The sequence below is a fragment of the Candidatus Accumulibacter sp. ACC005 genome (assembly GCF_907163215.1).
Lineage (GTDB): Bacteria > Pseudomonadota > Gammaproteobacteria > Burkholderiales > Rhodocyclaceae > Accumulibacter > Accumulibacter regalis.
On sequence record NZ_CAJQUB010000007.1, the window covers coordinates 130,901 to 157,201 of the forward strand.

The following is a 26,301-nucleotide window of genomic DNA, read 5'->3' on the forward strand; positions in this document are numbered from 1 at the left end:
TTGGCAGACGCTGGGGGGTAGCATCCGCCTTGTCCACCGTGGCACGAGCCTGAACAGCGCTCGTGTTCCCGGCGAGGTATGAGCCCGAAGGGAAGGAATTTGCCGCGAGTACCTTCTCTTCTCGCCCATGCGTCATTGCGAGGAGGCGCAGCCGACGTGGCAATCCCGAGTGTTGGCTCTGCGCGTCGTCGATGCGGCGGAATAGTAGCGAGAGGATGGAACTGGATTGCCGCGTCGGCTTCGCCTCCTCGCAATGACGGGGTGCGGGCGATGGTGCCGTATGCAAAGAGTGGCGACGAGGGCAGCGCTGCTGAGCAGAGAAGGCTCGGCATGAGCGAAGGTGGCAAAGCGTACGCCTTGTCGCACTACCGCCGGCTTCAGCAATCGCTTCTACCTCACTCGCTCCAGGGATTGATGACTTCCAGCCCGAGGTCTGCATAGTCGCGCACGTTGCGAGTGACGAGGCGAAGACGATGCTGCGCCGCCGTCGCTCCGATCAGACTGTCAATTGCCGGGATTGGGCGACCCGCTGCCGCCATCAGGCGTCCCCAGCAATCCGCGACATGGCTATCGACTGGCAGGATGCGGCCGCTGAAAAAGGTCGGTAGTTCCTCCTCAAGCCAGTCGAGCAGCGCGCTCCGCCGATCCGATGCGGCAAGGCCTTCTACACCTTTGCGCAATTCACCGAACGTCAACACGCTCAGGAACAGGGTGGCGGCGGGACGGCGCGCGCACCATTCGACAACGCCGACGTTCGGTCGCTTGCGGCGCAATTCCGAGAGAACGTTGGTATCGAGCAGGTAGCTCATAGCACCAGCGGCCGCGTCACACTCCGATCACGCTCGAAGTCGAGCTCTTCGAGACCGTACAGCGGCGACTGGCGCATGAAATCGACGAGCGATTGTCCGCTGCCCGACAGGCGCTCGAAGGTTTCCCGCGAAACGACGACCGCCACCGACTTGCCATGCACCGTAATGTCTTGCGGCCCTTCGCTTTCGGCCAGCTTGACCACTTCCGAAAGGCGCGCTTTTGCCTCCTGCATTTGCCATGTGTGCATGATGAACCTCGCCGTTCTGACTAGACAGACCATATTTTAGCCTGAAACGAGCTGCGCGCAGATCTATATTACCCGGGACTCAGAGCGCGATCCTGGACGCTTTCCCCTGCGCGCTCACGGCAGCGCGACAAGCGCCGCGATTGCCTCGATGGCCTCCTCCACCCAGCCAAACCCGATCCTCTCCTGCTCCAGTCGCAGATTCCGGCCCAAGCGGTTGTCGCGCAGGTCATCGTAGAGCGCGCGCTCTTCCTCATTCAGCCGCGGCAGGTCGCGCAGGGTCTGCTTGTCTTCCTCGCCCCACTGCGATTTAAAAGCGAGCAGCGTCGCGCGGTCCATGAGGAAGGAATCGACATGCGCGAAGTGCGCGCGCAGCTGGTCGAGGATGGCGAAGCCGTGCGTGTCGATGTCGCCCCAGTAGTGGATGCGGCAGCGCGCGAGCCATTGCGCCTGCGCCAGCATCTCGAAACCGTAGCCGGCGCCGAAGACGATCAGGCTGTCGCGCACTGGCGGGAAGGCGAGGAAGTTGATTTCGTTCTCGGTGATGAAGACGCGCGCGACGCCGGGGTCGAGGCGGGCGAAGCGCTCGGCGTCGAGGCTGATGTCGTCGCCGAAGGTGGTTGGCAGGCGCGAGTGTGCCGGGTCGAGAATGCGCAAGCGAATACGCACCGGCTTGTCGCGGAAACCGTAACGGCGGGCGAAGCCGCTCACGCCCGTGGCCGAGGTATCGATCGCTGCCGGCGGCAGGACGAGATCGAGCCACTCGGCGAGAACGCCGCGATGCGCTTCGATGAACTTGCTGTGCACGCCGGGAATGTCCACCTGCCGCAGATAGACGCCGGGCCTGGGCGCGTTCGGCGACCGCTCCGCGACCCAGGCGACAATGGCCAGCAGCCGGCTCCATTCGCCGGCCAGTTCGAGCGCGCGCAGCGGCCGTTTGCTCAACCACGCCAGCAGCTGCGGCTGGCGCTGCCGGGTCAGTTCGAGCAGGGCATTGAAACGCGCGACGTCGCGACGCTTGCCGAGCAGCGCCAGCGCGTCGTCGAGGCTGTCGATCCACGCCTCGTGCGGGACGGCGTTGGCGCCGAAGACGCGATGGCGGAATTCGCGCATCTCGATACGGCAGTTTGGCATGGCGCGCAGCTCGGCGACCCAGGCGCGCACGGCGTCGAAGCGCTCGGCCATCTCGGCCGAGGTCGGGCCCTTGAGGACCAGCCGCCTGGGAAACGGTGACTCGCCGCTGACCAAGCTGGCGAGCACCTCGCCGCGATCCCACAGTTTCTGCACCTGCGCGCGCAGCCCGGCCGGCCGCGTCCAGCTCATCCGACCGCCCGCGCCTTCTCGGCACGGTACTCCTCGATCGACAGGTTGCGCAGTTTCGACGTGCGGCCTTCCTCGTTATGTACGAAGCCGACGCTGGCGACGAAAGGCTCGATGATGTGGATTTTCTGCAGCGGGGTGACGATCAGCAGTTGCAGGTTGAGCTGCGCGAAGAGGCGCAGGCCGTATTGGGCGGATTCGTCGGAGCCGCGCCCGAAAGCTTCATCGATGACCACGAAGCGGAAGCTGCGCGAGCGCACGGCGCCCCATTCGAGGCCGAACTGGTAGGCCAGGCTGGCGGCGAGGATGGTGTAGGCGAGCTTCTCCTTCTGGCCGCCCGACTTGCCGCCCGAGTCCGAGTAGTGCTCGTGCTCGCTGTCGTCCTCGCGCCAGCGCTCGCTGGCGGCGAAGACGAACCAGGTGCGGACGTCGGTGACCTTGGCGCTCCAGCGGCGGTCCTGTTCCGAGAGGCCCTCGCGACCGCGCAGGCGCTCGATGATGTGCTTGACCTGCAGGAACTTGGCTTCCGAGTACTGGGCGTCGTCCGAGCCGGTGATGCTGCCTTCGGTGCACGCGCGCAGCTCGCTCTGGAAGTCGCGGATGTCGGCGTCGGGCGTGGCCTGCGCTTCGAGCGCGATGTAGCGGCCGGTGTTGTAGTCGATCTGCGTCAGCGAGCCGTTGATGCGTGCGATGCGCTCCCTGATCGTTTCGCGCCACATCGCCAGTTGCGCGTTGAAGTTGGCGACCTCGCGGATGGTGTTCTCGTTGAGCAGCTCCTTGAAGCGCAGTTCGAAGCGCGGCAGGTCGTCGGCCTGCAGCTTGTCGAGCATGGTCCGGTATTCGCCGACGGCGTCGATGGCGACGTCGACTTCCTGGGTGTCGAGCGGAAAGGCGCTGCAGTAGGCGCGCATGGCGTCGATGATCTTGTCGCGCAGCCGCTTCAGCTTGCCGTCCTCGTTTTCAATGCGGCTCTGAAGCCAGGTGCGCATGTCGTGCTCGCGGTTTTCGCAGGACTCGACGCTCAGCTGGTGCTCGCCGAGGGCTTCGCTGCGTATCGCGTCAAGGCGCTCGAACCAGGCACTCTGCTGCGGGTCACCGACCAGCAGCAGAGTGTCGCTGCGCAAGGCCTCGGCAGCTTCGCGTTTGGCCTGCGTGGCGCCCAGCTCGCGCGTCTTGGCGGCCAGCGCGGCCTCGCTTTCGGTCAGCTCGCCCTGCAGCCGCTGCAGGCGTGCACTCAGGTCCTGCAGGACGTCCGAGGTCGTTTCCAGCAGCCGCTTCTCGTCCTGCAGGCGCGCCACCTCGGTGGCCGACGATTGCCAGTCGAGTTCGCTGAAGTCGCCGTACTCGCCGAGTTTCGAGAGCGCGCTCAGGCGCTCCTTGAGCGCGTTCTGTTCGCCCATGATTCGGCTGATGCGGCTGCCGAGCTCGGCGAGCCGCGTTTCGAGTTGCCGGGCCTTGGCTTCGAGGGCGCTGATCTTGGCGGCGTTGCTCCAGCCGAGGACGTAGCGACTGCGATCGTCGAGACGGTGGCGGTCGTCCTTCTCGTGGCGCTCGCCGGGGGCCTTGATCTGGCCGGCGCGGGTGATCGCCTTGGTCTCGCGGCGAAACTGCTCGTGGGTGGCGCAACAGGCGACATCGAAGCGCTGCGCCAGCTCGCGTTCTAGCCAGTCGTAGTACGGCGAGTCGGGCTTGACCGCCAGCTTGCGCACCAGCGAGTCGCGATGCAGGCTGGGCAGGTCGCCGGGCGTGGTCTTGATCCTGGTCTTGCGCACGCGAAAATAGACCAGCCGCCCGCGCAGCTGCGTGCGGTCGACCCACTCGGCGACGGGCGCGTAGTCGTCGTCGGGAATCAGCAGCGACAGGCCGAAGTTGTGCAGCAGGCGTTCGCCGGCCCCCTCCCAGTCACGCTCGTCGTCGCGCACCTGCAGCAGTTCGCCGGCAAAAGGCATCGTCTCTTCCGCGAAGCCAAGCGCCTGGCAGAGCGCGCTGCGCATCGCCACCTGCGCGGCCGGGACGTTGCTGCGCCGGGCCTTGAGGCTGTTGATCTCGGCCGCCAGCTCGTCGTACTCCTGCTTACCCTGGCGCATGCTGACGCTCAACTCGGTGAGGTCGTTCTGCAGGCTGGCGTCGCGCTCGCGCGCGGCTTCGGCCAGGGCCGCGAAGCGCTGGCATTGAGCGAGAAAACCGGCTTCGTCGGGCGCGGCCTGCTCGCCAATCGCGCCGACCAGTTCGCCATAGCGCTGCGCCTTGCGCGCCCGCGCCTGCCGCTCCAGCTCCAGCCGATGGATGTCGGCGGCCAGGCGCTCGAGCCGATCGCCGCCGTTCTCGGCAATGCTGCGCTTCAGTTCGCCCTCCTCGGCGCGCTGCGCCAGGCGTTGCTCGTCGATGCGCCTGAGCTGCGCGTCCTGCCGCCGCCAGTCTTCGGCAAGACCGGCGAGCCGCTTGTCGAGCAGCCCGAGCTTGAGACCGGCGAAGTACGCCTTGAGCGCCTCGCGACACGCGCGCAGGTCGTCGATCTGTGCCGCGAGCAGCGCATGGCGCTCGCCGTCGGCGACCAGCGGCGAAAGCAGCGTCACCTGTCGCTTGGCCTTGAGGACGGCCTCGTGTGCGCGGTTGAGGTCGTCGAAGTGGCCGATCAGGGCGGTGATTCGTGGCGCGACGTCGAAGGGCTCGAGCATGTGGCTGCGCACGAAGTCGGTCAGGTTGCCGACCGATTTCATCGATACCGTCTGATGGAAGAGGTCCAGCGCCTGTTCGTTGTCGATGCCGAAACGGCGCCGGAACCAGGCGCCGTAGGGCGGAAAGCTGTCGAAGACTTCGGCAGCCGGCCGCCGCAGCCGCTTCCTCAGCGCGGCGATGTCCGTTCCGAAGTGGGCGAAATCGCCGGCAATCGACAGCTCGCGTTCGGCGGCGACGAAGAAGCGCGCCGGCTGCCCCTGCGCGTCCCTGATCCAGAACACCTGCGCCAGCGTCACCGTCTGGTCGTAACCGGCGTTGTAAAAAACGCCAAGGATCACCGAGTAGTTGTTGTGGTCGCGCAAGGCCACCGGCCGCGCCGTGCCGCTGACCTCGTTGCGCTCCGACTTGTAGTGCCCGAGGACGTAGGAGCGCAGCGTCCGCTCGCGGCTGTCGGCGCCGGCAGCCTTGTTGTAGGCGATGCGCTGCGCCGGCACCAGCAGGGTGGTCACCGCATCGACCAGCGTCGACTTGCCCGACCCGATGTCGCCGGTGAGCAGCGAGTTCTGGCCGCCCGGGTTGAGCGTCCACACGCGAGCGTCGAAAGTGCCCCAGTTGAAGACTTCCAGGCGCTGCAGGCGAAAACCGGAAAGCGTGTCGTCGGCGACGAAATCGAGCCCCAGGCTCTGCGGGTTATTCATCGGGGGCAGCCTTGCTCTGCGCTCTCTTCGTGCTCGTCATGCTCTTCGTGCCCTTTCCCGCTTCACCGCCCTCGCCCGCCAGCAACGAGCGGTACGCCGCAAGGCGCTGGTCGAATTCGGCCAGCCACTGGGCATCGACGAAGGACTTGAGGATTCGCCGCACCTCGAAGGTCGCCGTCTGGCCGCTTTGCACTTTCAGGCGGCGCACGAAGCCGAGGTCGACGACCTTGCCGAGATAGAAGTCGATCTGGTCGATCAGGCGCGCTTCGTTGCTGCCTTCGTGCAGAAAGACGCGCAGCAGCTCGACGACCTCGTCGCGCGCCAGCACCAGCCGCGTATCGCCGCCGCCGGCGTCGAACTCGGCCAGCTTCTTGCGCAGCAGCGCCAGCAACAGGCTGACCGGAAACGACAATGGACGCCGCGCGACCAGGCGCGGCAGTCGCGGCCCCTCGCCCTCCTCGGGCTGCGGGCGCGAACGCAGGAAGGCATAGCCCTCGGCCTCGTCGAGCACCAGTTCGAGGTCGAGCACGGCAACGTAGTCGCGCACCCGCGCCTGCAGATTGAGCAGCACGTTCCACAGCGCCGCGTCGATCTCCTGGTAGAGCACGCCCTTGAGCAGGGGGATGACCAGGGCCGAGAGGTCGGGGCTCTCGGACGCCGATGTCGCTGTGGTCGACCCGTCGAAGTCGAGCTGTTCTGCCGGGTCCTGTCCTGCCACCATCCTCACCTCACAAATATGACGCGCGACAGCCGCGCCTGCTTGACGTATTCCTTGCCATCCGGCCCGGCGCCGCGCCAGACGATCAGCTCGTTGACGTCTTCGTCGATCACGCTCTTGAAGCTGTCGCCGGCGAGCTGCAGGTAGGCGACCAGCTCGGCGAGGCCGTGTTCGAGCGGACGCGTTTCGCACAATTCGCGCAGGGTGACCTGCGTGCGCTCCTGCAGCGCCTGGCGGATGTGCCGGGCGAGCTGCGCGCGATCGACGACCACCTGCGAGAACAGCACCGCGGCGTCGACGTCTTCGTCGCCCGATTCGAGCGCCAGATCGGCGATCGACGGCTTGATCGGCGGCGTGTACAGCGGCCGCTCCATGGGCAGTTCGATGGCCGCGGCGGTGTCGGCGATGCTCATCACCTCGTTGCCCGGCGGCGGTGTCTCGCGAACGGCGAGCGCCTTGGCTTCGATGCCGTGCAGGATGTCCATGATGCGGCGATTCTCCAGCCAGGCCTGGTCGTCGAGAAAGCGGCGCAACTGCTGCGAGAGCTGGGCGACCGTGCGCTGCGTGTGCTCGCCGGCTTCGAGCCAGTCGTAGTGTACCCGCCGCGTGCGCGCGTCGGGGCGCAGTTCGGCGACTGCCGGCAGCGTCAGCACGCGCTCGAGCAGAGCGGAAAGCTCGTCCTGGCGGCTGCTCGACATCAGGAAATCCCAGAAGGCGCGGAAGCTGCGCCCCTGGTCGGAGTCGGAAATGGCGTCGCGCTCGCCCATGATTTCTTCGAGCAGGGCGCCCTTGGCGCCTTCCCAGAGGGCAATGCGCTCGCGTACGCGGCGGTCGAGGCCGCGGAAATTGTGTTCGACCTCGCGAAAATCGGTCAGCAGCTCGCGGGCCATGGCGACGAACTGCTGGAAGCGGTCGCGCAGCGCGCTGTCGTCGAGCAGCGGCATGTCACCCGACAGCACGCGCTCGATTTCGGCGTCGATGTCGTCGCGGCGGCGCTGCAGTTCGGCGATACGCGTCTGCGGGTCGGTCTCGCTGCCTTCGCTCATCTGCTTGAGGAGCTCGAAGAGCGTCAGCAGGCGCGACTCGGTACCGACGAAGCTGCGCGCGGCGAGCGTAGCGAGCCAGGCGATGGCCTTCTCGGTCGCCGGCGTGAGGTCGAAGTGCGGCTCGTCCGAACCCTGCGCGTAGAACTTGCGCAGCCAGCCCTTGTCGTTCGCTGCCCAGTCGTTGAGGTAGTCGAGCGCCGCTTTCGGGAACAGCTCGGCGCCGAAGCGATCACGCAGCGCGAAGAGCTCGTCTTCGAGCGCTTCGGCGAGGTCCGCCTGTACCATCACACGCACGTTCGGCGCGATGAACACGCGCTGTAGAAAGCTCGCCACCAGCGGCGCGTGGTCCGAACGCAGAAGCCGCCACGCCGGGTGGTTCTGGCGCAGCAGGTCGAGGGTGGCGTAGTCGAGGGTCAAGAGGGAAAAGGTGGGATGAGAAGCCGAGGCGGCTTGGTGAGCATTGCCGCTGGAAGAAAGTACGGGTGCCGGAGAAGACTAGGCCGGCGACAGGTACATCATTATCCGCCCCGCACGTCCCAGAGGCTTCAGCGTTTCACGCAGCGCCTCGAACCGGGCCAGTTCCTCGGCGGTGAAGCACTGCTCGCGTCCCTTGATCATGAACGAATCGGGCGAACGCAGCGGAATGTCGCGGCGGTACTGCTCGCTTCCCAGCAGTTCGAGAATCGAAGGGTCCGGGACGATGCTGCGGCACACCAGGCCGGCGTCGGCGGCAACCATTTTCAGACTGCGCAGCGAGTGCAGATAGAAGTGTCGCGGGGCATCGAGGTCAACCCAGTCGGTGCCGTAGTGCTCCCAGGCATACGACTCGACGACCGGCAGCGAAACCATCATCATGCCGTCGGCGCGCAGCAGCTTGGCCGCGGCAGCCAGCGTTCCGCGCTGATCGGCGACATGCTCGAGCGAGTGCTGGAAGGTGATCAGCCGGAAGAACCCCGGTTTGTCGACGTCGCCGACGTCGGTGTTGAAGATGGTCACGCCATCGCGGACGATCTTTTCGGCAACGAAGGGATCCGCGCCATACAGGCAGGTGAAACCCATGGCGCGCAGGCTGAACAGGAAGTCGCCGCTGCCGCAGCCGACGTCGAGCACCGGATCGTCGAACGAACGCAGCCCCGCGTCGCGCGTCAAGGGCATGAGCTGCACCGGATAGGCGTCGGGGCGCAGGCGCCTGACCAGCGCGGAAACAACGGTATTCAGGAGACCGGCGTCGAGGAACAGCAGTTGATCGACCAGGCGGCGGACGCCGGTGTGCTGGGCGGGCACCTGCTGGTGCGACTCCATCGAATAGTAGTCGGCAGGGTAGTAGCGGGACATGTCCGGCGGGATTTCCGCGATCTGCAGACAGCCGCATTGCGCGCAGAGAAAGTAGTCGAAGGACTCGCGCAAGCCGATGAGCATCTCGCGTACGCGGTAAGGGGTCAGGCGATCGGTCTCGCCGCAAATCCGACACTGCATGGTTGCTCCCTCGTGCCAGCGACGTCCCCGCAAACCGTGCTCACCCCTGCCGGCAAAACCGCCGATGGTGAGCAGACAGCGGGCGGAAGAACGTCCCAGACCCTGATTTTGAAAGGGTTAGCTTAACCCGGATCGTGCCTGTCGTGGGCGAGCTGTCGTAGGCGAGCCGACGACGGCGGCCGTCGGCCATCCTTTCCTGGCCGCGCGGCGCTGGCGATCGTCGCGCGGCGCAAGCTTTTCGTCGCCATTGTCGTCGACGCGATGACCGGGATCCGCCAACTCCACGCAGACGTCGCCGTCCGGCGGGAAGCGCGGGCACGACGCGGCTCGTGTCGTGTTGCACGCAGTATGGAACGTATGCCTCCCAGCCACCACAGGGGTCGCGCGCGGCTGTCGGGCTGGCTGAAAGCCTCGTCGGGAAGGCGGCAACCCGTCAGCCCGCTCGTCATTGCGAGGAGGCGCAGGGCGCCCCGGCATGGACCCTGCGGATGTTAGCCACGAGAGCGTTTCCGCCCTGCTTTCAGCAGTCGCCAAGAGTCGCATCAAGAATGCAGCAACAGACTCGCCATCCTGGCGCGGCAGCTCGTACCACTTACCGTCATAGCGCATCAGATCGAAGGGAATCACCGGTTCGATGCCGGCGGGCGGCGCCGGCCTGGAACTCGCCTACGCGCTTTCCGAGCGCTGGGAAGTGGCTGGCGGCGGCTCATACCGCTCGTATCGCTTCCGCCTCAAGGACGACGGACCGGTGCCCGGCGGGGTTGGCGAAAACCGCTTCATTCCGCTCTTCGCGCGGCTCTCCTACAGCTTCGATAAAGCCACGCGCGCCGACTTCTATGCTGCGGGATTCGTCAACGGCAAGCTTACGGTCAGCAACTCCGCTGGCCACGACGTCTACAGCGACGAGTACCACAGCGCACCGGCGATCGGGCTCTCCGTCTCCCACAGCTTCTGAGCTTTCGGCAAGCGAGCCGAACATGGCGCGCTTGCGCAAAGTCCACATGTGGACTACCATCCCCATGAACTCTTCATGTGGAGATGGCCATGGGCAACGCCGCGCGAGTCCTGTCACCCGCCAATCCGGGAACCAGGAAAATGTCCACGGCGGGCTTGCGGGCTTTTTTCAACATCGCCCGCGACTGGCAGCTGGACGTCGACCAGCAATTGGTGCTGCTCGGTGCGCCGGGCCGGTCGACCTTCTTCAAGTGGAAAGCGGCGCCGGCCGAAGCGCGCCTTGGCAGGGATACGCTGGAGCGGCTTTCCTACCTGCTCGGCATCTACAAGGCGCTGCAGATTTTGCTGCCCGAACAGTCGGCGGCCGACGCCTGGGTGCGCAAGCCGAATCAGGCACCGCTCTTCGGCGGCCGCAGCGCGCTCGAACGGATGCTCGGCGGCAACGTGGGCGACCTCTTCGCGGTGCGCCAGTATCTCGACGCCATGCGCGGGACCTGGGCTTGACCGGGTCTGCCTATGCGACCGTTCGCCTGAACTGGAACCCCGCGTACAGGGTGATTCCAACGCGCTATCCGGCGATCAGCGTTTTCGACCGGATCGCCTCGGCCGACGACTTCGACGCTCTCTACGCACTCGAAGCATTGACCAACGACCGTGTGCGTGACGAACTTGGCCAGATCGAGCTGGTGCCGCGGACGGAGCGGCGCTTCGGTCCGGGCAGCGGCCCGATCATGGCCGCTTTCACGCACCTCAATCCGCTCGGGAGCCGCTTCAGCGACGGCAGCTATGGCGTCTTCTACTGCGCTCGCGATGCCGATACGGCGATCGCAGAAACCGTCCATCACTCGGCGCGCTTCCTGGCGGCGACCGCCGAACCGGCGATGCAGCTGCAGATGCGCCTGTACACGGTCAAGGCGGCCGGCCAGGTGATCGACCTGCGCAAGCCGGGCATCGACGCGGCGGCCGTGTTCGACCGCAGCGACTACAGCCATTCGCAGGCGCTCGCCCGGCGCCTGCGCGGCGTCGGCGCGACCGGGGCGGTTTATCCGTCGGTGCGGCGAGCGAAAGGACAGTGCCTGGCGGCATTCACGCCAAGACTGCTGAACAACTGCGCCCACGCCGCGTATCTGCAGTATTCGTGGAACGGCCACGAAATCGACGCCGTCTTCGAGTTTTAGCGGCGCGCGTCGTCAACCGAACGGCCGCACGCCAAACAGCCAGCCGTGCGCCCAGAACGCGAACACCGCCCAGGCCACCGCGCCCACCGCCACCGTCGCAACCGTGCCGCTCAGGGTCCCCGCCGGATAGACGCTGTTCGCCGCGCGGTCGCGCTGCCTTGACGAGCGGAAATCGAGCACCGCCCAGAGCAGCAGGCTGCCGAAAAGGACCAGGTCGGCCAGCGTGTGATTGGCCAGCAGGTGCGCCAGCGCCCAGACCTTCACGGCGAGCACCATCGGATGGTGGACGCGCGCCTTGATGCCGTTCCGCGGCACGTAGGCGGCGGCCAGCAGGATGAACGACGGCAGCATCAGGAGCGCCGCGAGGTGGCGCGTCCAGAGCATCGGCGTCCACAGCAGCACGGGATCGAGCCGCGCCTGTCCGTAACCCCAGACCAGCAGCCCGAAGCCAAGCAGGGAGAGCAGCGAGTAGGCGCCCTTCCAGGCGTTCGCGCCGATGCGCGTACGCACCTGGCTGCGCCAGCCGTCGGCAAAAATACGCAGCGAATGGACGCCGATGAAAATCACGAGGCCGAGGATCAGAGTGGTCATGGTTTGAGATAGGACAAGGAGTGGTGGTGAAGGTAACAGGCCCAGGGTCGTCGGTGCAAGCGCCACGCCGTGGCCCCTGCTCCCGGGCCGCGAACGGCCCGCGGCTCAGCGCGCGAAAACGGGCCGGGCCCGGATTTCAATGCACGGTGCACACCATGCATGGAAGAAACGGCGCCTATTTTTCTCTAAATATCAATAGTTTACGGCTTTTTTTCGGGTCGTTTACAAAGGCCAAAAACCGCCTTTTCGGCCTATAAGAGTCAATATGTTACACGTGGATTCCCAACGCACAAATGGCATATATGCCCTTTGGGATTGCGGTCACTGACGCCGAGGGCGGGCTGGAAATCTTCGCGACGATGGCTTTACACGCCGCGCGATCCGGGCGTATTCTTCTCGTGTCGCTGCACATCAGCGATGCGGGTTTGGCGACCCGGATTCAGAGGCGGACGGCCGCCTAGATGCGGTTTTTTTACGTCCGTCGCATGGCATCGCCTATGGGCGGGCCGTGTGGGGAGACCTTCGGGTCTGCCGGCCCTCTGACCGGTTCGCCAACCCCGCACGGTTCCGCCCACCCGTTTGGCGACGGGAAAGCGGAAAAACAAACCGCTCTCAGAGGATCATTGCCATGACCACCACCGATTTGGTGCCGGTATTCGTCGGCGCTCTCGCAGGACAAGCCACTCCACTCTGTAACGCCCGCGACCTGCACGCCGCCCTCGGCGTCGGCCGCGACTTCGCCACCTGGATCAAGCAGCGCATCGCTGAGTATGGATTTGCGGAAGGCGAGGACTTTTCCCCGATTCGGGGGAAAAGTCGCGGAGGCCGACCTGCTGCCGACTACCACCTGACCATCGACATGGCCAAAGAGCTGGCGATGGTCGAGAACAACGACACCGGCCGCCGCATCCGTCGCTACTTCATCGCCCTCGAAAAGAGACAGGCCGCCGCGCTTGCCATCCCCGCTACCCCGTCGATGAACCTGCGCCGCTGGCTGATCTCCTTCGATCACCTCGGCCGCGAACATGCCACGCCCATCGGCATGGACGAGTCCATCGTCAAGTGGGACGAGCTGCCGGCGCTGATCCGGGATCCGGGATTCATGATCGAGGGAAGGCTGCTGGCCGAGATAGTCCACGCTTGCGCCGATCGGATGTCAAGGAAGCTCGCTGGTGGAGCGAACCAGGTATCGGCTTGACCATCGCGCCCGCCACAGCTACGGCATGGGCGGGCGTCAGAAAAGCTTGACGCGCCACCTCGGCGAACAATCGATTACTGAGGTGGTCTAGACGGCGTCGCCTACGGAGTTCTCGGTCCAATCAAATGCACAATTCGCAAATACCACCACAGATCTTTGGCCTGGGCGGTGGCGTTGGGATGGGGAGGGGAAGGTCTTTTTTTCCCATTTTCAGGATCCTCTGAGGTTTCAGGAGAAATTCAACTTGCTGTTTAAGTCGCGTTGCGTCTTGACCCGGAGCCTATGCGTTTTCAGGATGTCATTCTTCTGCCGTTGTATCAACTCTCCGAACTCTTTTCGCAAAAGCCCATACTCACGGGTGAATGTATCGATATCAAACAAAGGATCGATCTCCATTCTATGCCGAAACGTCTCGATCTTTATTCGTATTGTGACGAAGGAACGCTTTAAGTCTTCCCAGTCCTTGACCTTGCCGGGAACAGCAAGAGCTGCGTGGATTATGGAAATTACTGATGCAATTCCGGCGAACGCAGCCCACAGGAACTTGAAGTTGGGGTCTTGCCACAAGGTCCAACCCGACATTGCCGAGCCAGTTGCAGTAAGCGCTACGACAACCTTGGTTACTTCGTCGGTGAGCATCCATCGGTCGACTAGTCGATCAGCCAGCTCTTCGAAAAAGTACGCCTGGTAGTAAGTCTCAAACACCTTGTGCCAGATAACGTCGCGCGGATCATGGGTCATTGCAGCAGTCCTATAACAGAATGCCTTCTGAACAGCCTCTATCTGCAGTGCCGAAAGCGGCGATTATCAGTGGATCTTTCGTCGTCCCAAGAGCTTCTATTGGAACGTCTTCAGAACCCGCCTCGAGAAAACACCCTTGCCATTCTCCTTGCCTTCGCCTCTGCAAAAACCTAGTCATAGGACTTTCACCTACGAAGTGGCGCGCCATGCCCGGCGCACACGTCTGTATTAACCGGCTGGCGCGGTCGTCTTATCGCGCCAGTCCGTGTTTAATGATAGGCAGGTGCGCAGGCGCCGACTATGACTAGCCTCTTGCTTCCCTTCCTGGCTCATCCTCTGTTACTCGAAAGCGCCAATAGAAGCCTACTTTTACCCACACAACGGTAGTTTGGGTTAGCTTCTGGAAGGCGTCAAGTACCTTTCGACCAACAACCAAGTTTCCCTCGCTATTTTCTCGGAGTAAAGTCTCAGCGTTTTCTTTGACCAAGAAGTCAACGACATCGTCTTGGTAAATGCAACCGCTATTTTCTATTTCGGAAAGCATCCAGCGCGCAACGGTCTTGGCCTCCATTACTTTTGTTCTTGCGTCACTGGTTTGAGTGATTCTTCTGGGAAACTTCCTGATTCCAGTTTTTTTCCAGCGAACCACTGGCACCGAAAACGGACGGTGCTAACGTCGTCACCAATGTCGTTAATTTTTTGAACGGTCATTTCTGGACCGCCCGACTTAAGTTGAACGATGTCACCGACTTGAAAACAAGACTGCTTCCTCATTACATTATCCTTTGCGATTGATTATTAATGCTATTTATTAGACTGTTCGTCGATGGAGCGGTTTTTGATTTTTTCCACAAGGCTATCAACCGTCGGAGAGTTATGAGCCTGCCACAGAGTCCGAATCAGCCAACCCAATGAAAGAAGACCGGCTATGAAGAAGATTGCCTCCCAAGTTGGCGCTTTGAAGAATACATCCTTGAAGGTCGACGTCGAAAACACTATAACTATGGCGACCAAGATACCGAGGGGCGCAATCCAAGCTTTACGCTGCTCCGCCGCCGCAATATGCTGATTGAGCACGAGGCGTAGCTTGTCTTCGGTAATCTGAATGATTTCTTGGTCAAGATTGCTATGAACCACCTTGATGGGTGCATTAACTTGGTTGAAGAAGTGACCGTTAGTTGCCATGGCTCGCTTCCCAGAAAAAGGAAAAATCAAGGCGCTTAAAGCGCTCCACAGCGTATCCGGTCAACATAAAAGACACCGTTCGGCCGTTAGTTTGTCCCAGCTCAAAGGGTTGCGCAATGGCCGATGGAAGTGCGCTGTTCCAATTGTTAAACGTCAGAACAGCGTGATCATCCTTCGCGGTGAGAACAAAGCCAGGGTTCTTTATCTCCGGGTTATCCACAAAGAGAACATGCAACCGCACGTCCCAAGTACCAGCCGTGAATTCGATCCATGCGTCTTCGCCTGCAGGCACTAGCAATGTGGCGCTCGCAATTTGCTCGCGCTTACCGACGGTTATCTTCAATGGCCGCTCCCAAGTGATCCAACGAATAGCGTTAGTCTACCGCCATAACGCCCCCCCCGCCATAAGAGCTGGTCGGCACCTCGGCAGCTAGGGCGATAGCATACACCCGGATCGCTTCGATGGCGTTGGGTGAAGTTCTTCGCCGTCGGGTTCTGGCCCCAAGCGCTGGGGCGTCGGTGTGTAGGTCTAGTGGTGGCTTTTGACTCCTATGTGCGGCTCTCGGCGCCGAGGCCCCCTTTCGGTAACCCGTATTCTGCCAAGCAGCGCGAGCGAACCACCTAGTATGCTGGATGCCCCTCCACCCAGGAAGCGGTTGCACACGGTTGTCGTGGCCCTAACCACGGACCGGAATGGCTCCATGGCCGCGCGGTCACCGCTAGCAGAATGAACTCAGGCGACAGCTGTCTTAATATGTACCGCTACTCTACCAGCCGTTGTGCCATCGCCATTAAGAAGTTATCTGTCAAACTTGGGTACTAAATCTCCCGTATCCAAGCGTGGTCGCGCGTCGAGCAGATAATAGTCTGTGAGGAATTCGCCTTTATTCTGCGCGTGCAGCCTTGTCTTAAGCATGTAGAAACACCCCGGGGCGAGTGCAACTTCGACGCGTTCTTTGTAGTGCGCACCTACATCCAGCGTGTATCCATTATTGTAGTTTGGCACATCGGCAACCTTGTATTTCTCTAGAATGTCGATTGGACCTATTATATCGGTGCCTCTGTCCCATTCAATCAGGCCAAATTCTGGAATATCAACACGCCTGATGGAGAGCTGTAAGCCGTCATCACCAGGAATAAATGGTACCGCTCCAACATTCTTAATCTCGACTTGCAAACAAACCAATACACGATCTGGGCTGATTGTGCAAATTGACGCCGTATTTACTAGGTCGACATTCCAGACGTGCTGTCTTTTTGAAATATAATGGTGCCACGTCCATACACCGCCCGCCACGATTGCGAAACTTGTCAACACGCTTTGAACAAGCTCCGCGTAGTTCTTCAAGCAGTTTACATCTATCATTGTATTATCGTCTTGGTTGATCGCCCAATGGTGTATACCATATTGTCTATCGACAAGAAATCCCAAGCACGATGGTGCCCCCCGCTTGCTGAAAGGTCAACCGCACCCTTCAATGCACCTTCGGCACCATCTCCCGCAACCGCTGCCACACCTCCTCGATGATCACCATCGAAGCGTCGTCCGGATGGATCGACGGATCGCCTTCACCGATGGCACGCATCAGCGTGTCGTTCCCCTTCCACAGCCCGATATTGTTCCGAATCCACGTCCCGCGACCGAGGTGTAGTCCGATCAGCTCCGACTGCGCCATGTCAGTAATTCTAGCCCTCTCCTCGTCCGATAGCGCGGCTATTACCACGCCAACCGCTTCGTCGATCGTCTCCGGGACCTGCTTCTCAGGCATCAGCGCTCTCCCTTTCGCCAGTCCCACGGCGGCACCGGGTGACGATCGGCCCACAGTCCGACGCGCTTCTCCCTCGCCTCCTGTTCCGCGAATTCATACCGCCCGGCGTCCTCTGACGATTGGTCCTTCGCGTATTTCCGGTACCACCAGGCGAGGCCAAGCGTCAGCTGTGTGAGGCCCGCGTCGAGCGTCTTCGGACACAGTGTTGCGCGGCAACTCGGCGCCGCGACCATGACCTTGCCGATGATGCGGCGGTAGCGGTCGCGCTTGTTCCACTGGACGTCGACCTCTTTCCCGAACACGAGGGCCGACATGGATTGCTTCGAGCGCTGGCCGAAGGGCTGGGCTTTCTCTGGGCAGTCGACGCCGGCGATCCGAATCTTGTGCTGCTCGCGGTCGGCGTCGAGGACGGTGATGGTGTCGCCGTCGGCGATGGAGACGACGGTGCCGGTGAGGGTGGCGGCTTGGGTGGGGAGGATGAAAAGAAGCAGCAGGCAGCTCAGAAGAGTCGCGAGGCGTCTCGTCGCGCGGAAGTCCTGCAAGTCTCTGATCGAGTAGCGCACGAGGTCAGCTTGCTTCACGCTTCGCAAGCCAGTCGATCAATCCCTCATTGAAAGACCCAGCATCGACCGAGTAGTGTGCTCGACGATGGCAGTTTGGACAGAGCGCGATCACATGAGCGGGATGATCGGGACCACCGTCTGAGAGCCTTACGACGTGATGGACTTCGAGGAAGGGCCCTGCTTTCGCCTTGAAGGGGGCATCGGCTTTGCATGCCTCGCAGGTGCCCTGGGCACGTTCAAGAGCGTAGCGTCGAATCGCGACTGCCCGGGAAGCCACATTCGTGAGCCTCTCCTTGACAGTAGCTCCAGCCGGCACACGTTCCAGGGCGAGGCGGCGAAGATCGGCGAGAGACAGCTTTTTCTTTCGGAGAGACGCAGCGGCTTGACCGGCTTTCGTCGGCGCGTCGCCTTCGCCGACCACCACCGGCGGCACCAAACCCAGCTGAAAGATCAGCGCATTCCGAAGCTCGTCATTTCTGTCCGCACGCTGTTCCACATGATGGCCCAAGTACTCGAACTCGCCGACGTAGCGCACGCGGTCCTTCGGCGTGTACTCGAAGAGCAACAATTGCTTCCCGGCGTCGCGATGGCCTGCAATCGCGGCGTTGCCGCGAACCATCTGCATGTCGTCAACCTGGCCCTCACCCGTGTACCAGAAGGTGCCGTCCGGCCGAAACGAGTCCTCATAGCCATAGGCGCTACCTGATTCAGCGGTGAACAGGAAGATGAACGGGGCAGCCTTGGGCGTGGAAATGCCACCCCGACCTTGCCCGCCGAAACGCTCGTGGATGTCGCTCCGCCGGCGGTAGACCTGGCCAACGATGAATGGGTGCTCGGAAGCCGCTCCCTCCGTGGAAAGGCTATCCGGCATTTCCATTGACTTCTTCGTTGACGGTCGAGCTGGCATCGCTGGCGTTACCTGGAGGCGTTTCTGCACGCAGCTTTGCTATCTCCGCCTCAAGCTTCTCAATTTGCAGCTGAGCCAGCTTGTCGTCGCGGAGTTGAATTTTCTTATACCAATACAATGCGCCGATCAAGCTGAGAGCAATCCCGGCTCCTAGTGCTGCACTGACCACTGTGTTTCCAAAATTCCCATTCTTTGTTGTTACGTCCCGGAGCTGCCTGGTCATTTCGAGCAACTCATCCTCAGCTTTGCTCCGCTGTGCTTTTTCCTCAAGCGAAATGATTGCTTGCGAGTACTCCACTTTCCGCTCGAGTGTTGCTGTGTACATGGATACAAACGAGAAGATCGAGACAATGATCAGCGCAAGGCCAAACAGGCACGTGAACTTGTAGATGTTGTCGGTGGCAATGGGAAAGGAAGGAGTCATTTTTTTGTGGAGCTATCCGTGAGGATGGCCGGCCCTAACACGCCCGCCAAGAAGTTCGGTTTTCAATTCGTGCCCATCACCGAGACTGCATGAAATAATTCGCATATTCAATCACCTGGAATGGGCTTATCGAGAGGGCAGATCACCCCTGTAGCAAGCCTTGAACATTGATTTGCATACCGGCGCTAACTAATTCCTGTGCGAGCTTCGGCTTCCAACCGCCCTGCTCATCCATCTCAATGAAGAGTACGCCATGGAAGTCAGACGGGACCTCGACTCCTGGACGGAACAGACCACAAACTCTGCTACGCCCAAGCTTGCCTGTGAAGTATCCCAACTCAAGTATCACGTTCTGCCGGGCGCGCCCACTCAGCTTCTCGGGCGTACGGGAACTTGCCCCAACGTCATCAGGTGTGAGCAAGACTACCGCGAACCCAACGTCTGAGTACGATTCAAACTTCTCGATAACGGTCTGGCCTTGATTTGCCTTCTCGTGGAGGAGGACAGCCTCAAGGTGCAGCTTCTCCAGGAACCTGGCAGCGGATTGCTTGGCATAGTCATCATGGCCGTGAACGACGAAAACCTTGGTCTTGGAAACTTGTCGCGGAACGTTGTTCGTGCTCAGTTGGCCGGTCTTGCTTTCTGCGGACAAAGCCTCTTCGGCTAACAGCACGTGCCCCTCAAGGTGGCTGACCTGACGGTCACGATAGATCTTCCAGCTTACGCCGCTGCTGGTACGCCCTAACGCTGACAACTCATCGGCCACGTCATTCTTCCCGAGAGACCTTAGCAGCCCATCAATTCGCCTAAGCCAGACGTCATACGATTCGTGCTCTTCCAAATTCCATCCATGCTCTACGAAGTCCGCCAGTCGCTTTAGAACGTTGTTGTTTTCCATTTGACTCTTTCAGCATACGGCCCAACAGCGAGCGATGAGCTGCTGACCAGAAAGCGACCGGCTCTACCGCTGAGGGTTCGCGGCAGATAGACCGTGTTGGAGCAAACCGCCGCGATGGCGGTCGGTGTGGGGATTGTACGGCCGGCCCGCCCGAGGTCAATCGTCTTGCATGAAGTCGCCGAGCGATTCGACGCCCGCCTATGGGCGAGGAAAGCACTTCGGTGTGATCGGTTGGCGACTCTCGACCGAAGATGGGAGAGGCCCACCGTCTGGCGACCTCTCCCGGTGACTACCTTAGCCCCTCACAAGGAAGGCCCAAGCCGTGTAGCCGTAAGCATGGGCGTCGAGCATCCGGGTGGAGTTCTTCACACGACGATAGCGCGTAAAGATCCACCGAAAACCCGGCGGCGCTGGCCGCAATTTCAAGGACTTCTGCACATGACACACCTCCAATCCGGATGGTGGATGCCCCTTGCTTTTCCTGAGCCATGCGTTATGCTGCTAGTTCTCACGCTAGAAGCTTGACTGCATAGCAGGATAGCTGCGTAACCAACCATCCACTGGTTACGGGGAGGAAGGCTTGGGCAATTGCTCAGGCCTTTTTCTTTATTTCGTTCCACCTAATCTCCGCTGCTTGATACGAAACACCGCACGTCCCGGCGACGTCGTCGACGCTGCCACACGCCTGTAGTGCCTCGACCGGCATGAGCAGCTCGGCGGCGAACCGGTCGGCCTGCCACTCACTATCCTCATAGATCTTGTGACCGTTCGGCCCATTTGATCGTGCCATCGAGACGTTTCCATGCAGCATCAGGTGTCCGAATTCATGGGACGCTGTGAATCGATCACGCCCCTTCCCATCCACTGCGCCGTCGTAGACATCTTCGCGGAGCTTGATGAGCGCCTTGTTCGGATAGGTCAATCCGTGGTTAGCGCCCATCTCTTCGCGTGAGCACACTTCCAGAACATAGCCGTCGATCAACTGTGGCAGAGCAAACTCAAGGACCTCGATGATCGGGAAATCCGAACGGTGGTCAAGCCCGAGGTGTCGCCGGAACAACGCTGTGAATTCGCGTATCCGCACCTTGCTCAAGGGCGGAACTCGATAGCCAGGCTTCCTCATTGTCTCTCCTTCAAGACATCAAACATCTTTTCCCGCTGACTCTGATCCAGTTCGCCAATGCGGCGCGCAAATGCAGCAACCAACTCACGGGACTGATCTTCAAGCCCGTCCATCTTGATACGTGCTTCAGCTTGCGACGCGTCAGCGGCCCTTCTCAGTTCGCCCTGTTGCCCCGCATCGAGGCGGAAGTACCCGCACACTTGTTCAACCAAAGCGGCAGGCACTGCCTTGTTGCCAGTTTCCACCGCCGACAAGAACGAGGAACTAATCCCCATCGACTCGGCCATTTCCTTGAGCCGCAGCCCACGATCTATTCGCAACTTCCTCACCAATTTTCCGAATGGCGTCAACATTTTGATTCCTCCACGACACCTTTACCTTCACCTGACAAATTCTCACTTGACCTGACCCCACCTCGACCGCCGCGGCCAGACTCTCCGAGCCGCTCTCTTAGCGATCGCAAGGCGGATTGTACACCAATCACAGGATTAAATAAACCGCTACCGGTTAATTTTTTACAGCAACTGGATTGACTGCGTGAAAGCCTGAGCTGGCCGTGGATAGCCGACGGGCCACAGGGCGCAGGGATGTCAAGCTCTCATATTCCTTTCCAGGATTCACGCCGGAGAAACGTCGTACCCGCGCAGGTCCCTTCGCTGAAAAGCAAACCGGCATGACTCGGCCAGCCGACGCACAACCGCCCGAGGCGACCGCTTTGGGATAGGATCGCTACCCTCTCCCCACCTCATGCGCCGCCAGGCAGTGCCCCTCAAGCTTGCCGATTCTGCGCTCGTGGTCGGCATGTCGGTCCGCGCTTCTGTTGCCCATGATTTGCAGCTCCGTGTGCATTTTCTCGTTCAGCGCGCTCTGGCCGTCTGTGAGCCGCTTGATGTCTCCGCGGATATCCCTGAGCGTGTCGACCGCCAGCCAGCCGAGCGCGGACACGACACACCCGAGAGCCATCAAGAAGAACGGCATCATGCCGTTGGTGATCCATGCGCCGCCCATGTCAGTCCTTTCGTTCCCGTGATCAGGTTGTTACCTGCGTCTGCTGCGCCGAGTAGGCAAGCGCTCCTGCGCCCCACTTGTCTCGCGCGGCCAGCCGCAGGTAGTAGGTCGTGGCCGTGGTGAGCCCGGTAATGGTTGTTGTCAGATCCGTGCCGGTATAGACGAGCGTGCTCGGCCCCGGCGTGAATCCGTCCGTCGTGTCGAGCCATACCTGGTAGTCCTGGAAGTCGGTATCGGCGACGGCCGCCCAGGAGATTGTCACGCTGCTGGTCGTCGCTCCAGTGCTGATGCCGGTCGGCGCGGCCGGAACCGTGTTGCTGATGTTGATCTGCGAAAATCCGGAGGTCTGCCCGTTGGCTACCGTCGCCACCTTGACCGTGAAGTCGCGCCATGGTCCGCCGTCGGCGATGGCGTTCTCCAGGGTGTAGGAAGCTTGCGTAGCCGTCGTGTTGATCGTGCGCTGCAGGGCCGCCTGCGACCAGATTTCGACCGTGTACGACGATGCGCCAACACCCACCGCCCACTGCGCGACGAATAGCGTGCCCGTGAATGGCGACTGCAGCGCCAGATCAGCCGGCCCCGACGGCGCCGCGCCCTGGATGCTGTAGCTGTAGGCCGCCGCCTCGGACAGACTCTGCGCCGCCTCGCCGCGAACGTTGAAGCTGGTCAGCTTGAGCGATATCGACTTCCCGATCGCGGTCGCCGGCAGGACGTACTTGAAAACCGCCTGATCAAGCCTGGCAAATGCCGCGCCCGCCGAGTGCGCGCCCGCAGGCGATCCATACAGACCGCGCCGCAGGTAGGACAGGCTGTAGCGCCGGTACGACGCGAGGGTAGCCGTCTTGTAGGCAAACAGTTCTCCGCCGACGTAGCAGAGCGTGACGTCGTTGTTGACGTCATCGTCGCTGCCGGAGAGCAGCTGTCCGTCTGTGGTGAGGTCGACGGTCGCCGTGTTGGAGATATCCGGCTGCGCAGACGGCGCCGCCAGCACCGCTTGCAGCGCGCCGTATCGGGCCGGGCCGTAAAGCGTGCCGACCTGAGAGTATGACGTCCCGTCGTAGCTCACCCAGACATGGCAGCCTCCCCACTCCGACGACGACCCAGAGACGGCCAACCAGATCTGATTCGACCCTCCGGTCAGATCAAGGGGCGGCTCGAAGATCAGCGGCGCGAGCACGCTTCCCGGAGCGCCGTTGCTGCCGCCGCCAAAACCGGACGAGACCTGAGAGCTGTATCTGGCCGCGCTAAGCACGCCCTGGGGCATGTCCTCGGCAAGTATCGCGAGCTCACCGTCTTCGTCTTCCTCAATTTCTGTGATTCGGACTGGCAGACGATCGATGCCCAAAGCGATATCCGTGATGGTCACGATATCCATCCGCTCGAGGCGAGCGTAGCGCCAGCCCAGGCGGAACTTGTAGGTATTGCGAATGTACAGCCGTCGCTGCAAGCGCATTTGCGCCGACAGCTGGGCCGCCGACTGCTCAGTGAACAGGTGCAGGCGCTGCGGATCTTCCTGGCGCAGCCCATGCGCCTCGATGTGGCCGAGGTCTTGGGCCGTTACCGGTTGCACGTTGTACTGATTCGCGCGGTTGACGAATTCGACCGTCGTTGCGTTGTAGGCGTCGGCCGTCGCCTTGCGGGTGATGATCACCGGATCCTCGTCGCCGGACACCAGGAAATCATCGTCGCTCAGGTCGTAGGCCGGCGTGGTGTTCGGCGTATAGGTCACGCCGTTGCCGGTGACGGCCGAGTCGCCGTAGGGGATGATCTTCAGGAGCCCTTCTGACCAGACGAATTCACAGCCGACGGCTGATACCAGCTCCATGAGGTATTCGCGCGCCTCCCGCTGCTCGATGTAGGCGGGAGAGACGAACAGGCTGTTGGCGGTGCACCAGTTCGCAAAACCGCTAAGGTCTGCGATCTTGGCGGCCGGGAATCCGGCGCCATAGCGTTCGGCGCTCAGGAAGTCGACCACGACATCGCGGGGATTGGCGTCCCGGATGCTGATCGAAAACGGCCGAAAGCCCGTCACCTCAAAGCTGTGGTTCTCCATGTTCGCACTGCCGCCGAGATCGTAGGACCCGCTGGCGACGTAGGCCAGGCCGGAATAGCCAAGAGCCTCTCCCGGGTGGTAGGTCGTCAGATAGCCCCATGGCGACTGTCCGATCGCCCCACTGAACAGCGACAGGCCGAGCTGCGAGAGCGCGGTGATGGTGGACGGATAATTGATGTACTGGTAGTCGATGAACAGCCCGAAGATCGTTCCGTGGCCCGCATAGAACGTGTACGTTCCACCGCTGCGACTGTACTCGGTCAGCGATGTTGGCGCGCCTGGAGAAACATCGGTCATTGGCACTTCGTAGCCGAGGCCGGCGATGTTCGCGTTCACGCCGAGGTCCGCGGAGTAGGTTGCCGAGTTCGGTACCGTCACTTCGTACGGTGGCGAGTCCGGAATGTATGGGTTCGCGTCCAAAACCGTGACGGTCTCCGCCGACGGGATGATCGGCGAATAGATCGCGTCTCCCCGCCAGACGGTGCCGACATCGGCAATCGGCCCCTCGCACAGGCCGAATGCCACAGCGACCTGATAGGTAAACGTGGTGTTCTCGGTCTTCTGCTTGCCGCCGCCTTTGCCGCCGCTGGTGGTGGTCTCCGTGTGCGGAATAGCGATGAAATCGCCGTACCAGATCATGTTGGTGGTGATGCGCGTCTTGCCGAACACCAGCGGGACGCCGATGCCGGAAACGGACGTTTGCACGCGCATCGCTCCGATAGCCGGCTCGGAGGTGCTAATCGTCTTGGGTCGGAAGAATAGACCGCTCACTCGCGAACCCTCCAGAATCCAGCCAGCCGGCCCGCGAGCGCGCCTTGTGTGGCGTTGGCCAGCACAACCCCTTCCGAGTGATAGGCATGGATGATCATTGGCCAGTCGACAACGATGCCCGCATGGCTGATCGCACGGCCGAACTGATAGAGTGCGATGTCCCCCGGCAGAGGTTCGGCGACCCGGTAGGCGTAGTCCTCTACCCATCCGAGGTAGCGCTGCTCGGTTCGGTGCAGATGCCAGTCCGGCGGGTACGGCGTCGGGTCGATGTACGGCACACGACCAGCCGCGTGGTAGACCTCGCACAGGATCATGGCGCAATCCACGCCAACGCCCTTGATGCGCCCCTGGTGATGGTATGGCGTGCGCAACCAGGACCGCGCCTCTTGCACGATTCGTTCCGCGCTCATCACAGCGCCTTTTCCGGGATCGGGATGTGGGGATGGCCGCGGAATCGCGCGAGATTGCCGAACTTAGCGGCGCACGTCGCCGCGGTACGATCACAGCCGGCGACGGCGGAGAAAGAGTCGCCGATCTGCGGTTCCCTCGGCAGCGGCTCAATCAACTGGAACTGGCGCACGGAAAGCCCGGCATGTGCCTTCACGGTTCGTGAAATCAGATTGTTCGTGCCGCCGAAAAACGTCACAACTCCCTGAGCGAAGAAACCATCAGGAACACCACTACCGCCGCCTTGAAACCATGACCGCGTGCCGTTGACCGCTTCGACGGTACCGGAGATCGTGAAAGCGGCCTTGATGGCCCCGCACGCCGAGTCGTACACGGTATTCGCGCATGCCGGCTGGTAAATGTTGCGCGGCATCTTGATGTTCAGCAGCTCGAGATCGCTATTGATTGCCATGAGAACGGCCGTTCGCGAGCACTGGATCTCGGCCACACGCCCCGAGAACAAAACCAGCGTCCCGACCGGCGCCGCGTCCCAGGAAGACAGAAAGGCGCGCTCCAGCCGGACCGTAGCGCCGTCCAGCACACCGTTTCGGGCAGCGTCAATGAACGTCTCGCCATTGATGAAGTCGATCAGCGGCATGAGGTTCGTGGGATCCGCAAAGATCGTCATATCGAGCGTGTCGACCTCAAGACCCTTGGTCGTGCGCAGCCGACCGCGCTGCATAAGCAGGCGCCCACCCCCAGCTATTACCGACCCGCCGGAATTGGTGTATCGCCCCCCTGGCGAAAAGACGTGCCCGTCGGACACGATATCCACATCGGCCGACGTGATGCGGATCACGTAGGTCGACTTCAACGTGATGGTCACGAGGTCGGCCATCAGGAACTGATTCGACCCCGCAAGCAGGGCGATCAGGCCGGCGGAGGCAGTCTTCATGCTGCCGCCCCTTTGTCGGTGACGAATTCAACCTTGCGCGCCTGCCACAAGTCGCGCAGGAACTGCTCGAACTCGGATTGGTCGTTCGCGAATCGGCAGCGAAAGTAGAACTGGCCGGTCCATGTGAGCGCCGCGGCGGCTGGTGGCGCCGCCGAGAACGTCACGAGCCCGGTGCTGCTTATCGTGTAACCGCCGCCCTGAGGCACTCCGCCGACGTAGATCGACGGCGACCCGTTGACGCCGAATATCGGCTCCGTCGCGCCGCCGTAGGTCCGTTTGAGTTGGAAAGCGGTTGTCGAGCCATTGCCGGTGCCGAACGCTTGCGCCGTTACCGCGTTGTCGCTCGGGTCGCTGTAGAGAAACGAATCGAACGACCCCTGGCGCGCATTGAAGAAACCTACCAGCGCCTGTAGCTCCGCGAACCCGTTCGCCCCGCGCAGCACCTCATACGACAGGGTGAAGTGCCAAATCGGATACGAGAAAAAGGCCGCGCGCAGCTCCCGGCCGTTGGCGCTCCGCTGGACCTTTGTCGACCATTCGGGTGTCTTGACGATTCCCCACTTGAGGCCGGGAAGCGCTGGAAAGACTTCATTCGACATGATCTG

At 61.9% G+C, this 26,301-nt stretch carries 30 protein-coding genes; 4 read left to right on the top strand and 26 right to left on the bottom strand.

Annotated elements, in window-relative coordinates:
* Positions 1 to 395: 395 nt before the first annotated feature.
* From QZ613_RS09950 to QZ613_RS09980, 7 genes are all read right to left on the bottom strand, one after another.
* The gene (locus QZ613_RS09950) at positions 396 to 809 is read right to left on the bottom strand and encodes a type II toxin-antitoxin system VapC family toxin (protein WP_291982210.1); all 414 of its coding nucleotides are present in this window, start codon (positions 807 to 809) and stop codon (positions 396 to 398) included.
* On the bottom strand, positions 806 to 1,057 hold the full coding sequence (locus tag QZ613_RS09955; RefSeq protein ID WP_291982212.1) for a type II toxin-antitoxin system Phd/YefM family antitoxin: 252 nt from the start codon (positions 1,055 to 1,057) through the stop codon (positions 806 to 808). The genes QZ613_RS09950 and QZ613_RS09955 overlap by 4 nt, the downstream gene beginning before the upstream one ends.
* A 114-nt stretch (positions 1,058 to 1,171) precedes the next feature.
* On the bottom strand, positions 1,172 to 2,377 hold the full coding sequence (locus QZ613_RS09960) for a Wadjet anti-phage system protein JetD domain-containing protein (protein WP_291982214.1): 1,206 nt from the start codon (positions 2,375 to 2,377) through the stop codon (positions 1,172 to 1,174).
* A complete protein-coding gene (locus tag QZ613_RS09965) occupies positions 2,374 to 5,751 on the bottom strand; it encodes an ATP-binding protein (RefSeq protein ID WP_291982217.1) in 3,378 nt (1,125 codons plus the stop codon). The genes QZ613_RS09960 and QZ613_RS09965 overlap by 4 nt, the downstream gene beginning before the upstream one ends.
* Complete coding sequence (locus QZ613_RS09970; RefSeq protein ID WP_291982219.1) at positions 5,744 to 6,472, bottom strand: DUF4194 domain-containing protein; 729 nt, start codon at positions 6,470 to 6,472, stop codon at positions 5,744 to 5,746. Before QZ613_RS09970 ends, QZ613_RS09965 begins: the two co-directional genes overlap by 8 nt.
* Before the next feature lie 2 nt (positions 6,473 to 6,474).
* Positions 6,475 to 7,932, bottom strand: a complete 1,458-nt coding sequence (locus tag QZ613_RS09975) for a DUF3375 domain-containing protein (protein WP_291982221.1) — start codon at positions 7,930 to 7,932, stop codon at positions 6,475 to 6,477.
* Between the two features lie 78 nt (positions 7,933 to 8,010).
* Positions 8,011 to 8,991: a class I SAM-dependent methyltransferase gene (locus QZ613_RS09980; protein ID WP_291982223.1), complete on the bottom strand. Its 981-nt coding sequence runs from the start codon at positions 8,989 to 8,991 to the stop codon at positions 8,011 to 8,013.
* A gap of 634 nt (positions 8,992 to 9,625) precedes the next feature.
* Here QZ613_RS09980 and QZ613_RS09985 point away from each other — a divergent pair.
* The 3 genes from QZ613_RS09985 to QZ613_RS09995 all read left to right on the top strand — a co-directional run bounded on the left by QZ613_RS09985 (position 9,626) and on the right by QZ613_RS09995 (position 11,123).
* Complete coding sequence (locus tag QZ613_RS09985) at positions 9,626 to 9,946, top strand: hypothetical protein (protein WP_291901513.1); 321 nt, start codon at positions 9,626 to 9,628, stop codon at positions 9,944 to 9,946.
* 89 nt (positions 9,947 to 10,035) lie between these two features.
* Entirely contained in the window at positions 10,036 to 10,449 is a 414-nt protein-coding gene (locus QZ613_RS09990; RefSeq protein WP_291982225.1) for an MbcA/ParS/Xre antitoxin family protein, read from the top strand.
* Entirely contained in the window at positions 10,440 to 11,123 is a 684-nt protein-coding gene (locus QZ613_RS09995; RefSeq protein ID WP_291982271.1) for an RES family NAD+ phosphorylase, read from the top strand. The genes QZ613_RS09990 and QZ613_RS09995 overlap by 10 nt, the downstream gene beginning before the upstream one ends.
* 12 nt (positions 11,124 to 11,135) lie before the next feature.
* Here QZ613_RS09995 and QZ613_RS10000 read toward each other — a convergent pair whose 3' ends face one another.
* Positions 11,136 to 11,714, bottom strand: a complete 579-nt coding sequence (locus QZ613_RS10000; RefSeq protein ID WP_291982227.1) for an NnrU family protein — start codon at positions 11,712 to 11,714, stop codon at positions 11,136 to 11,138.
* Between the two features lie 628 nt (positions 11,715 to 12,342).
* Between QZ613_RS10000 and QZ613_RS10005 the strand changes: the two genes are divergently transcribed.
* Positions 12,343 to 12,912: an antA/AntB antirepressor family protein gene (locus QZ613_RS10005; protein ID WP_291901522.1), complete on the top strand. Its 570-nt coding sequence runs from the start codon at positions 12,343 to 12,345 to the stop codon at positions 12,910 to 12,912.
* 228 nt (positions 12,913 to 13,140) lie between these two features.
* Here QZ613_RS10005 and QZ613_RS10010 read toward each other — a convergent pair whose 3' ends face one another.
* The 18 genes from QZ613_RS10010 to QZ613_RS10095 form a co-directional block, all read right to left on the bottom strand.
* Complete coding sequence (locus QZ613_RS10010) at positions 13,141 to 13,653, bottom strand: hypothetical protein (RefSeq protein WP_291901524.1); 513 nt, start codon at positions 13,651 to 13,653, stop codon at positions 13,141 to 13,143.
* Between the two features lie 304 nt (positions 13,654 to 13,957).
* Positions 13,958 to 14,224 carry a hypothetical protein gene (locus QZ613_RS10015; RefSeq protein WP_291901526.1) on the bottom strand — a complete coding sequence of 89 codons (267 nt, stop codon included), beginning with the start codon at positions 14,222 to 14,224 and terminating at the stop codon, positions 13,958 to 13,960.
* The gene (locus tag QZ613_RS10020; protein WP_291901529.1) at positions 14,224 to 14,427 is read right to left on the bottom strand and encodes a DUF2158 domain-containing protein; all 204 of its coding nucleotides are present in this window, start codon (positions 14,425 to 14,427) and stop codon (positions 14,224 to 14,226) included. The genes QZ613_RS10015 and QZ613_RS10020 overlap by 1 nt, the downstream gene beginning before the upstream one ends.
* A 30-nt stretch (positions 14,428 to 14,457) precedes the next feature.
* The gene (locus QZ613_RS10025; protein WP_043569297.1) at positions 14,458 to 14,838 is read right to left on the bottom strand and encodes a hypothetical protein; all 381 of its coding nucleotides are present in this window, start codon (positions 14,836 to 14,838) and stop codon (positions 14,458 to 14,460) included.
* A complete protein-coding gene (locus tag QZ613_RS10030) occupies positions 14,828 to 15,181 on the bottom strand; it encodes a DUF6864 domain-containing function (protein WP_043569295.1) in 354 nt (117 codons plus the stop codon). The genes QZ613_RS10025 and QZ613_RS10030 overlap by 11 nt, the downstream gene beginning before the upstream one ends.
* 456 nt (positions 15,182 to 15,637) lie before the next feature.
* Positions 15,638 to 16,186 carry a hypothetical protein gene (locus QZ613_RS10035; RefSeq protein ID WP_291901533.1) on the bottom strand — a complete coding sequence of 183 codons (549 nt, stop codon included), beginning with the start codon at positions 16,184 to 16,186 and terminating at the stop codon, positions 15,638 to 15,640.
* 127 nt (positions 16,187 to 16,313) lie between these two features.
* Positions 16,314 to 16,607 carry a DUF6794 domain-containing protein gene (locus QZ613_RS10040; protein WP_291982229.1) on the bottom strand — a complete coding sequence of 98 codons (294 nt, stop codon included), beginning with the start codon at positions 16,605 to 16,607 and terminating at the stop codon, positions 16,314 to 16,316.
* The gene (locus QZ613_RS10045; protein WP_291982231.1) at positions 16,607 to 17,188 is read right to left on the bottom strand and encodes a thermonuclease family protein; all 582 of its coding nucleotides are present in this window, start codon (positions 17,186 to 17,188) and stop codon (positions 16,607 to 16,609) included. Before QZ613_RS10045 ends, QZ613_RS10040 begins: the two co-directional genes overlap by 1 nt.
* Positions 17,175 to 18,047, bottom strand: coding sequence for an HNH endonuclease signature motif containing protein (locus tag QZ613_RS10050; protein WP_291982233.1), 873 nt, complete (start codon positions 18,045 to 18,047; stop codon positions 17,175 to 17,177). The genes QZ613_RS10045 and QZ613_RS10050 overlap by 14 nt, the downstream gene beginning before the upstream one ends.
* The gene (locus tag QZ613_RS10055; RefSeq protein ID WP_043569283.1) at positions 18,031 to 18,501 is read right to left on the bottom strand and encodes a hypothetical protein; all 471 of its coding nucleotides are present in this window, start codon (positions 18,499 to 18,501) and stop codon (positions 18,031 to 18,033) included. The genes QZ613_RS10050 and QZ613_RS10055 overlap by 17 nt, the downstream gene beginning before the upstream one ends.
* Positions 18,502 to 18,643: 142 nt before the next feature.
* Positions 18,644 to 19,399 carry a nucleotide-binding protein gene (locus tag QZ613_RS10060; RefSeq protein ID WP_291901541.1) on the bottom strand — a complete coding sequence of 252 codons (756 nt, stop codon included), beginning with the start codon at positions 19,397 to 19,399 and terminating at the stop codon, positions 18,644 to 18,646.
* Positions 19,400 to 19,991: 592 nt separating this feature from the next.
* Positions 19,992 to 20,522 (bottom strand): ImmA/IrrE family metallo-endopeptidase, encoded by a 531-nt coding sequence (locus QZ613_RS10065; RefSeq protein ID WP_043569281.1) that lies wholly within the window; start codon positions 20,520 to 20,522, stop codon positions 19,992 to 19,994.
* Positions 20,519 to 20,875: a helix-turn-helix domain-containing protein gene (locus QZ613_RS10070; protein ID WP_043569279.1), complete on the bottom strand. Its 357-nt coding sequence runs from the start codon at positions 20,873 to 20,875 to the stop codon at positions 20,519 to 20,521. The genes QZ613_RS10065 and QZ613_RS10070 overlap by 4 nt, the downstream gene beginning before the upstream one ends.
* Before the next feature lie 376 nt (positions 20,876 to 21,251).
* On the bottom strand, positions 21,252 to 21,530 hold the full coding sequence (locus tag QZ613_RS10075; protein ID WP_043569278.1) for a hypothetical protein: 279 nt from the start codon (positions 21,528 to 21,530) through the stop codon (positions 21,252 to 21,254).
* Positions 21,531 to 21,552: 22 nt separating this feature from the next.
* The gene (locus QZ613_RS10080) at positions 21,553 to 24,252 is read right to left on the bottom strand and encodes a phage tail protein (protein ID WP_291921416.1); all 2,700 of its coding nucleotides are present in this window, start codon (positions 24,250 to 24,252) and stop codon (positions 21,553 to 21,555) included.
* A 98-nt stretch (positions 24,253 to 24,350) separates the two neighbouring features.
* Positions 24,351 to 24,764 (bottom strand): NlpC/P60 family protein, encoded by a 414-nt coding sequence (locus QZ613_RS10085; protein WP_043569276.1) that lies wholly within the window; start codon positions 24,762 to 24,764, stop codon positions 24,351 to 24,353.
* Complete coding sequence (locus tag QZ613_RS10090; protein WP_043569274.1) at positions 24,764 to 25,696, bottom strand: DUF2163 domain-containing protein; 933 nt, start codon at positions 25,694 to 25,696, stop codon at positions 24,764 to 24,766. Before QZ613_RS10090 ends, QZ613_RS10085 begins: the two co-directional genes overlap by 1 nt.
* On the bottom strand, positions 25,693 to 26,295 hold the full coding sequence (locus QZ613_RS10095; protein WP_043569272.1) for a DUF2460 domain-containing protein: 603 nt from the start codon (positions 26,293 to 26,295) through the stop codon (positions 25,693 to 25,695). Before QZ613_RS10095 ends, QZ613_RS10090 begins: the two co-directional genes overlap by 4 nt.
* Positions 26,296 to 26,301 lie beyond the last annotated feature (6 nt).

Coding starts and splice junctions, on each gene's coding strand:
- QZ613_RS09950 (WP_291982210.1), bottom strand. CDS start 809: ATGAGCTACCTGCTCGATACCAACGTTCTCTCGGAATTGCGCCGCAAG.
- QZ613_RS09955 (WP_291982212.1), bottom strand. CDS start 1,057: ATGCACACATGGCAAATGCAGGAGGCAAAAGCGCGCCTTTCGGAAGTG.
- QZ613_RS09960 (WP_291982214.1), bottom strand. CDS start 2,377: ATGAGCTGGACGCGGCCGGCCGGGCTGCGCGCGCAGGTGCAGAAACTG.
- QZ613_RS09965 (WP_291982217.1), bottom strand. CDS start 5,751: ATGAATAACCCGCAGAGCCTGGGGCTCGATTTCGTCGCCGACGACACG.
- QZ613_RS09970 (WP_291982219.1), bottom strand. CDS start 6,472: ATGGTGGCAGGACAGGACCCGGCAGAACAGCTCGACTTCGACGGGTCG.
- QZ613_RS09980 (WP_291982223.1), bottom strand. CDS start 8,991: ATGCAGTGTCGGATTTGCGGCGAGACCGATCGCCTGACCCCTTACCGC.
- QZ613_RS09985 (WP_291901513.1), top strand. CDS start 9,626: ATGCCGGCGGGCGGCGCCGGCCTGGAACTCGCCTACGCGCTTTCCGAG.
- QZ613_RS09990 (WP_291982225.1), top strand. CDS start 10,036: ATGGGCAACGCCGCGCGAGTCCTGTCACCCGCCAATCCGGGAACCAGG.
- QZ613_RS10000 (WP_291982227.1), bottom strand. CDS start 11,714: ATGACCACTCTGATCCTCGGCCTCGTGATTTTCATCGGCGTCCATTCG.
- QZ613_RS10005 (WP_291901522.1), top strand. CDS start 12,343: ATGACCACCACCGATTTGGTGCCGGTATTCGTCGGCGCTCTCGCAGGA.
- QZ613_RS10010 (WP_291901524.1), bottom strand. CDS start 13,653: ATGACCCATGATCCGCGCGACGTTATCTGGCACAAGGTGTTTGAGACT.
- QZ613_RS10015 (WP_291901526.1), bottom strand. CDS start 14,224: ATGGAGGCCAAGACCGTTGCGCGCTGGATGCTTTCCGAAATAGAAAAT.
- QZ613_RS10020 (WP_291901529.1), bottom strand. CDS start 14,427: ATGAGGAAGCAGTCTTGTTTTCAAGTCGGTGACATCGTTCAACTTAAG.
- QZ613_RS10025 (WP_043569297.1), bottom strand. CDS start 14,838: ATGGCAACTAACGGTCACTTCTTCAACCAAGTTAATGCACCCATCAAG.
- QZ613_RS10040 (WP_291982229.1), bottom strand. CDS start 16,607: ATGCCTGAGAAGCAGGTCCCGGAGACGATCGACGAAGCGGTTGGCGTG.
- QZ613_RS10050 (WP_291982233.1), bottom strand. CDS start 18,047: ATGGAAATGCCGGATAGCCTTTCCACGGAGGGAGCGGCTTCCGAGCAC.
- QZ613_RS10055 (WP_043569283.1), bottom strand. CDS start 18,501: ATGACTCCTTCCTTTCCCATTGCCACCGACAACATCTACAAGTTCACG.
- QZ613_RS10060 (WP_291901541.1), bottom strand. CDS start 19,399: ATGGAAAACAACAACGTTCTAAAGCGACTGGCGGACTTCGTAGAGCAT.
- QZ613_RS10065 (WP_043569281.1), bottom strand. CDS start 20,522: ATGAGGAAGCCTGGCTATCGAGTTCCGCCCTTGAGCAAGGTGCGGATA.
- QZ613_RS10070 (WP_043569279.1), bottom strand. CDS start 20,875: ATGTTGACGCCATTCGGAAAATTGGTGAGGAAGTTGCGAATAGATCGT.
- QZ613_RS10075 (WP_043569278.1), bottom strand. CDS start 21,530: ATGGGCGGCGCATGGATCACCAACGGCATGATGCCGTTCTTCTTGATG.
- QZ613_RS10085 (WP_043569276.1), bottom strand. CDS start 24,764: ATGAGCGCGGAACGAATCGTGCAAGAGGCGCGGTCCTGGTTGCGCACG.
- QZ613_RS10090 (WP_043569274.1), bottom strand. CDS start 25,696: ATGAAGACTGCCTCCGCCGGCCTGATCGCCCTGCTTGCGGGGTCGAAT.
- QZ613_RS10095 (WP_043569272.1), bottom strand. CDS start 26,295: ATGTCGAATGAAGTCTTTCCAGCGCTTCCCGGCCTCAAGTGGGGAATC.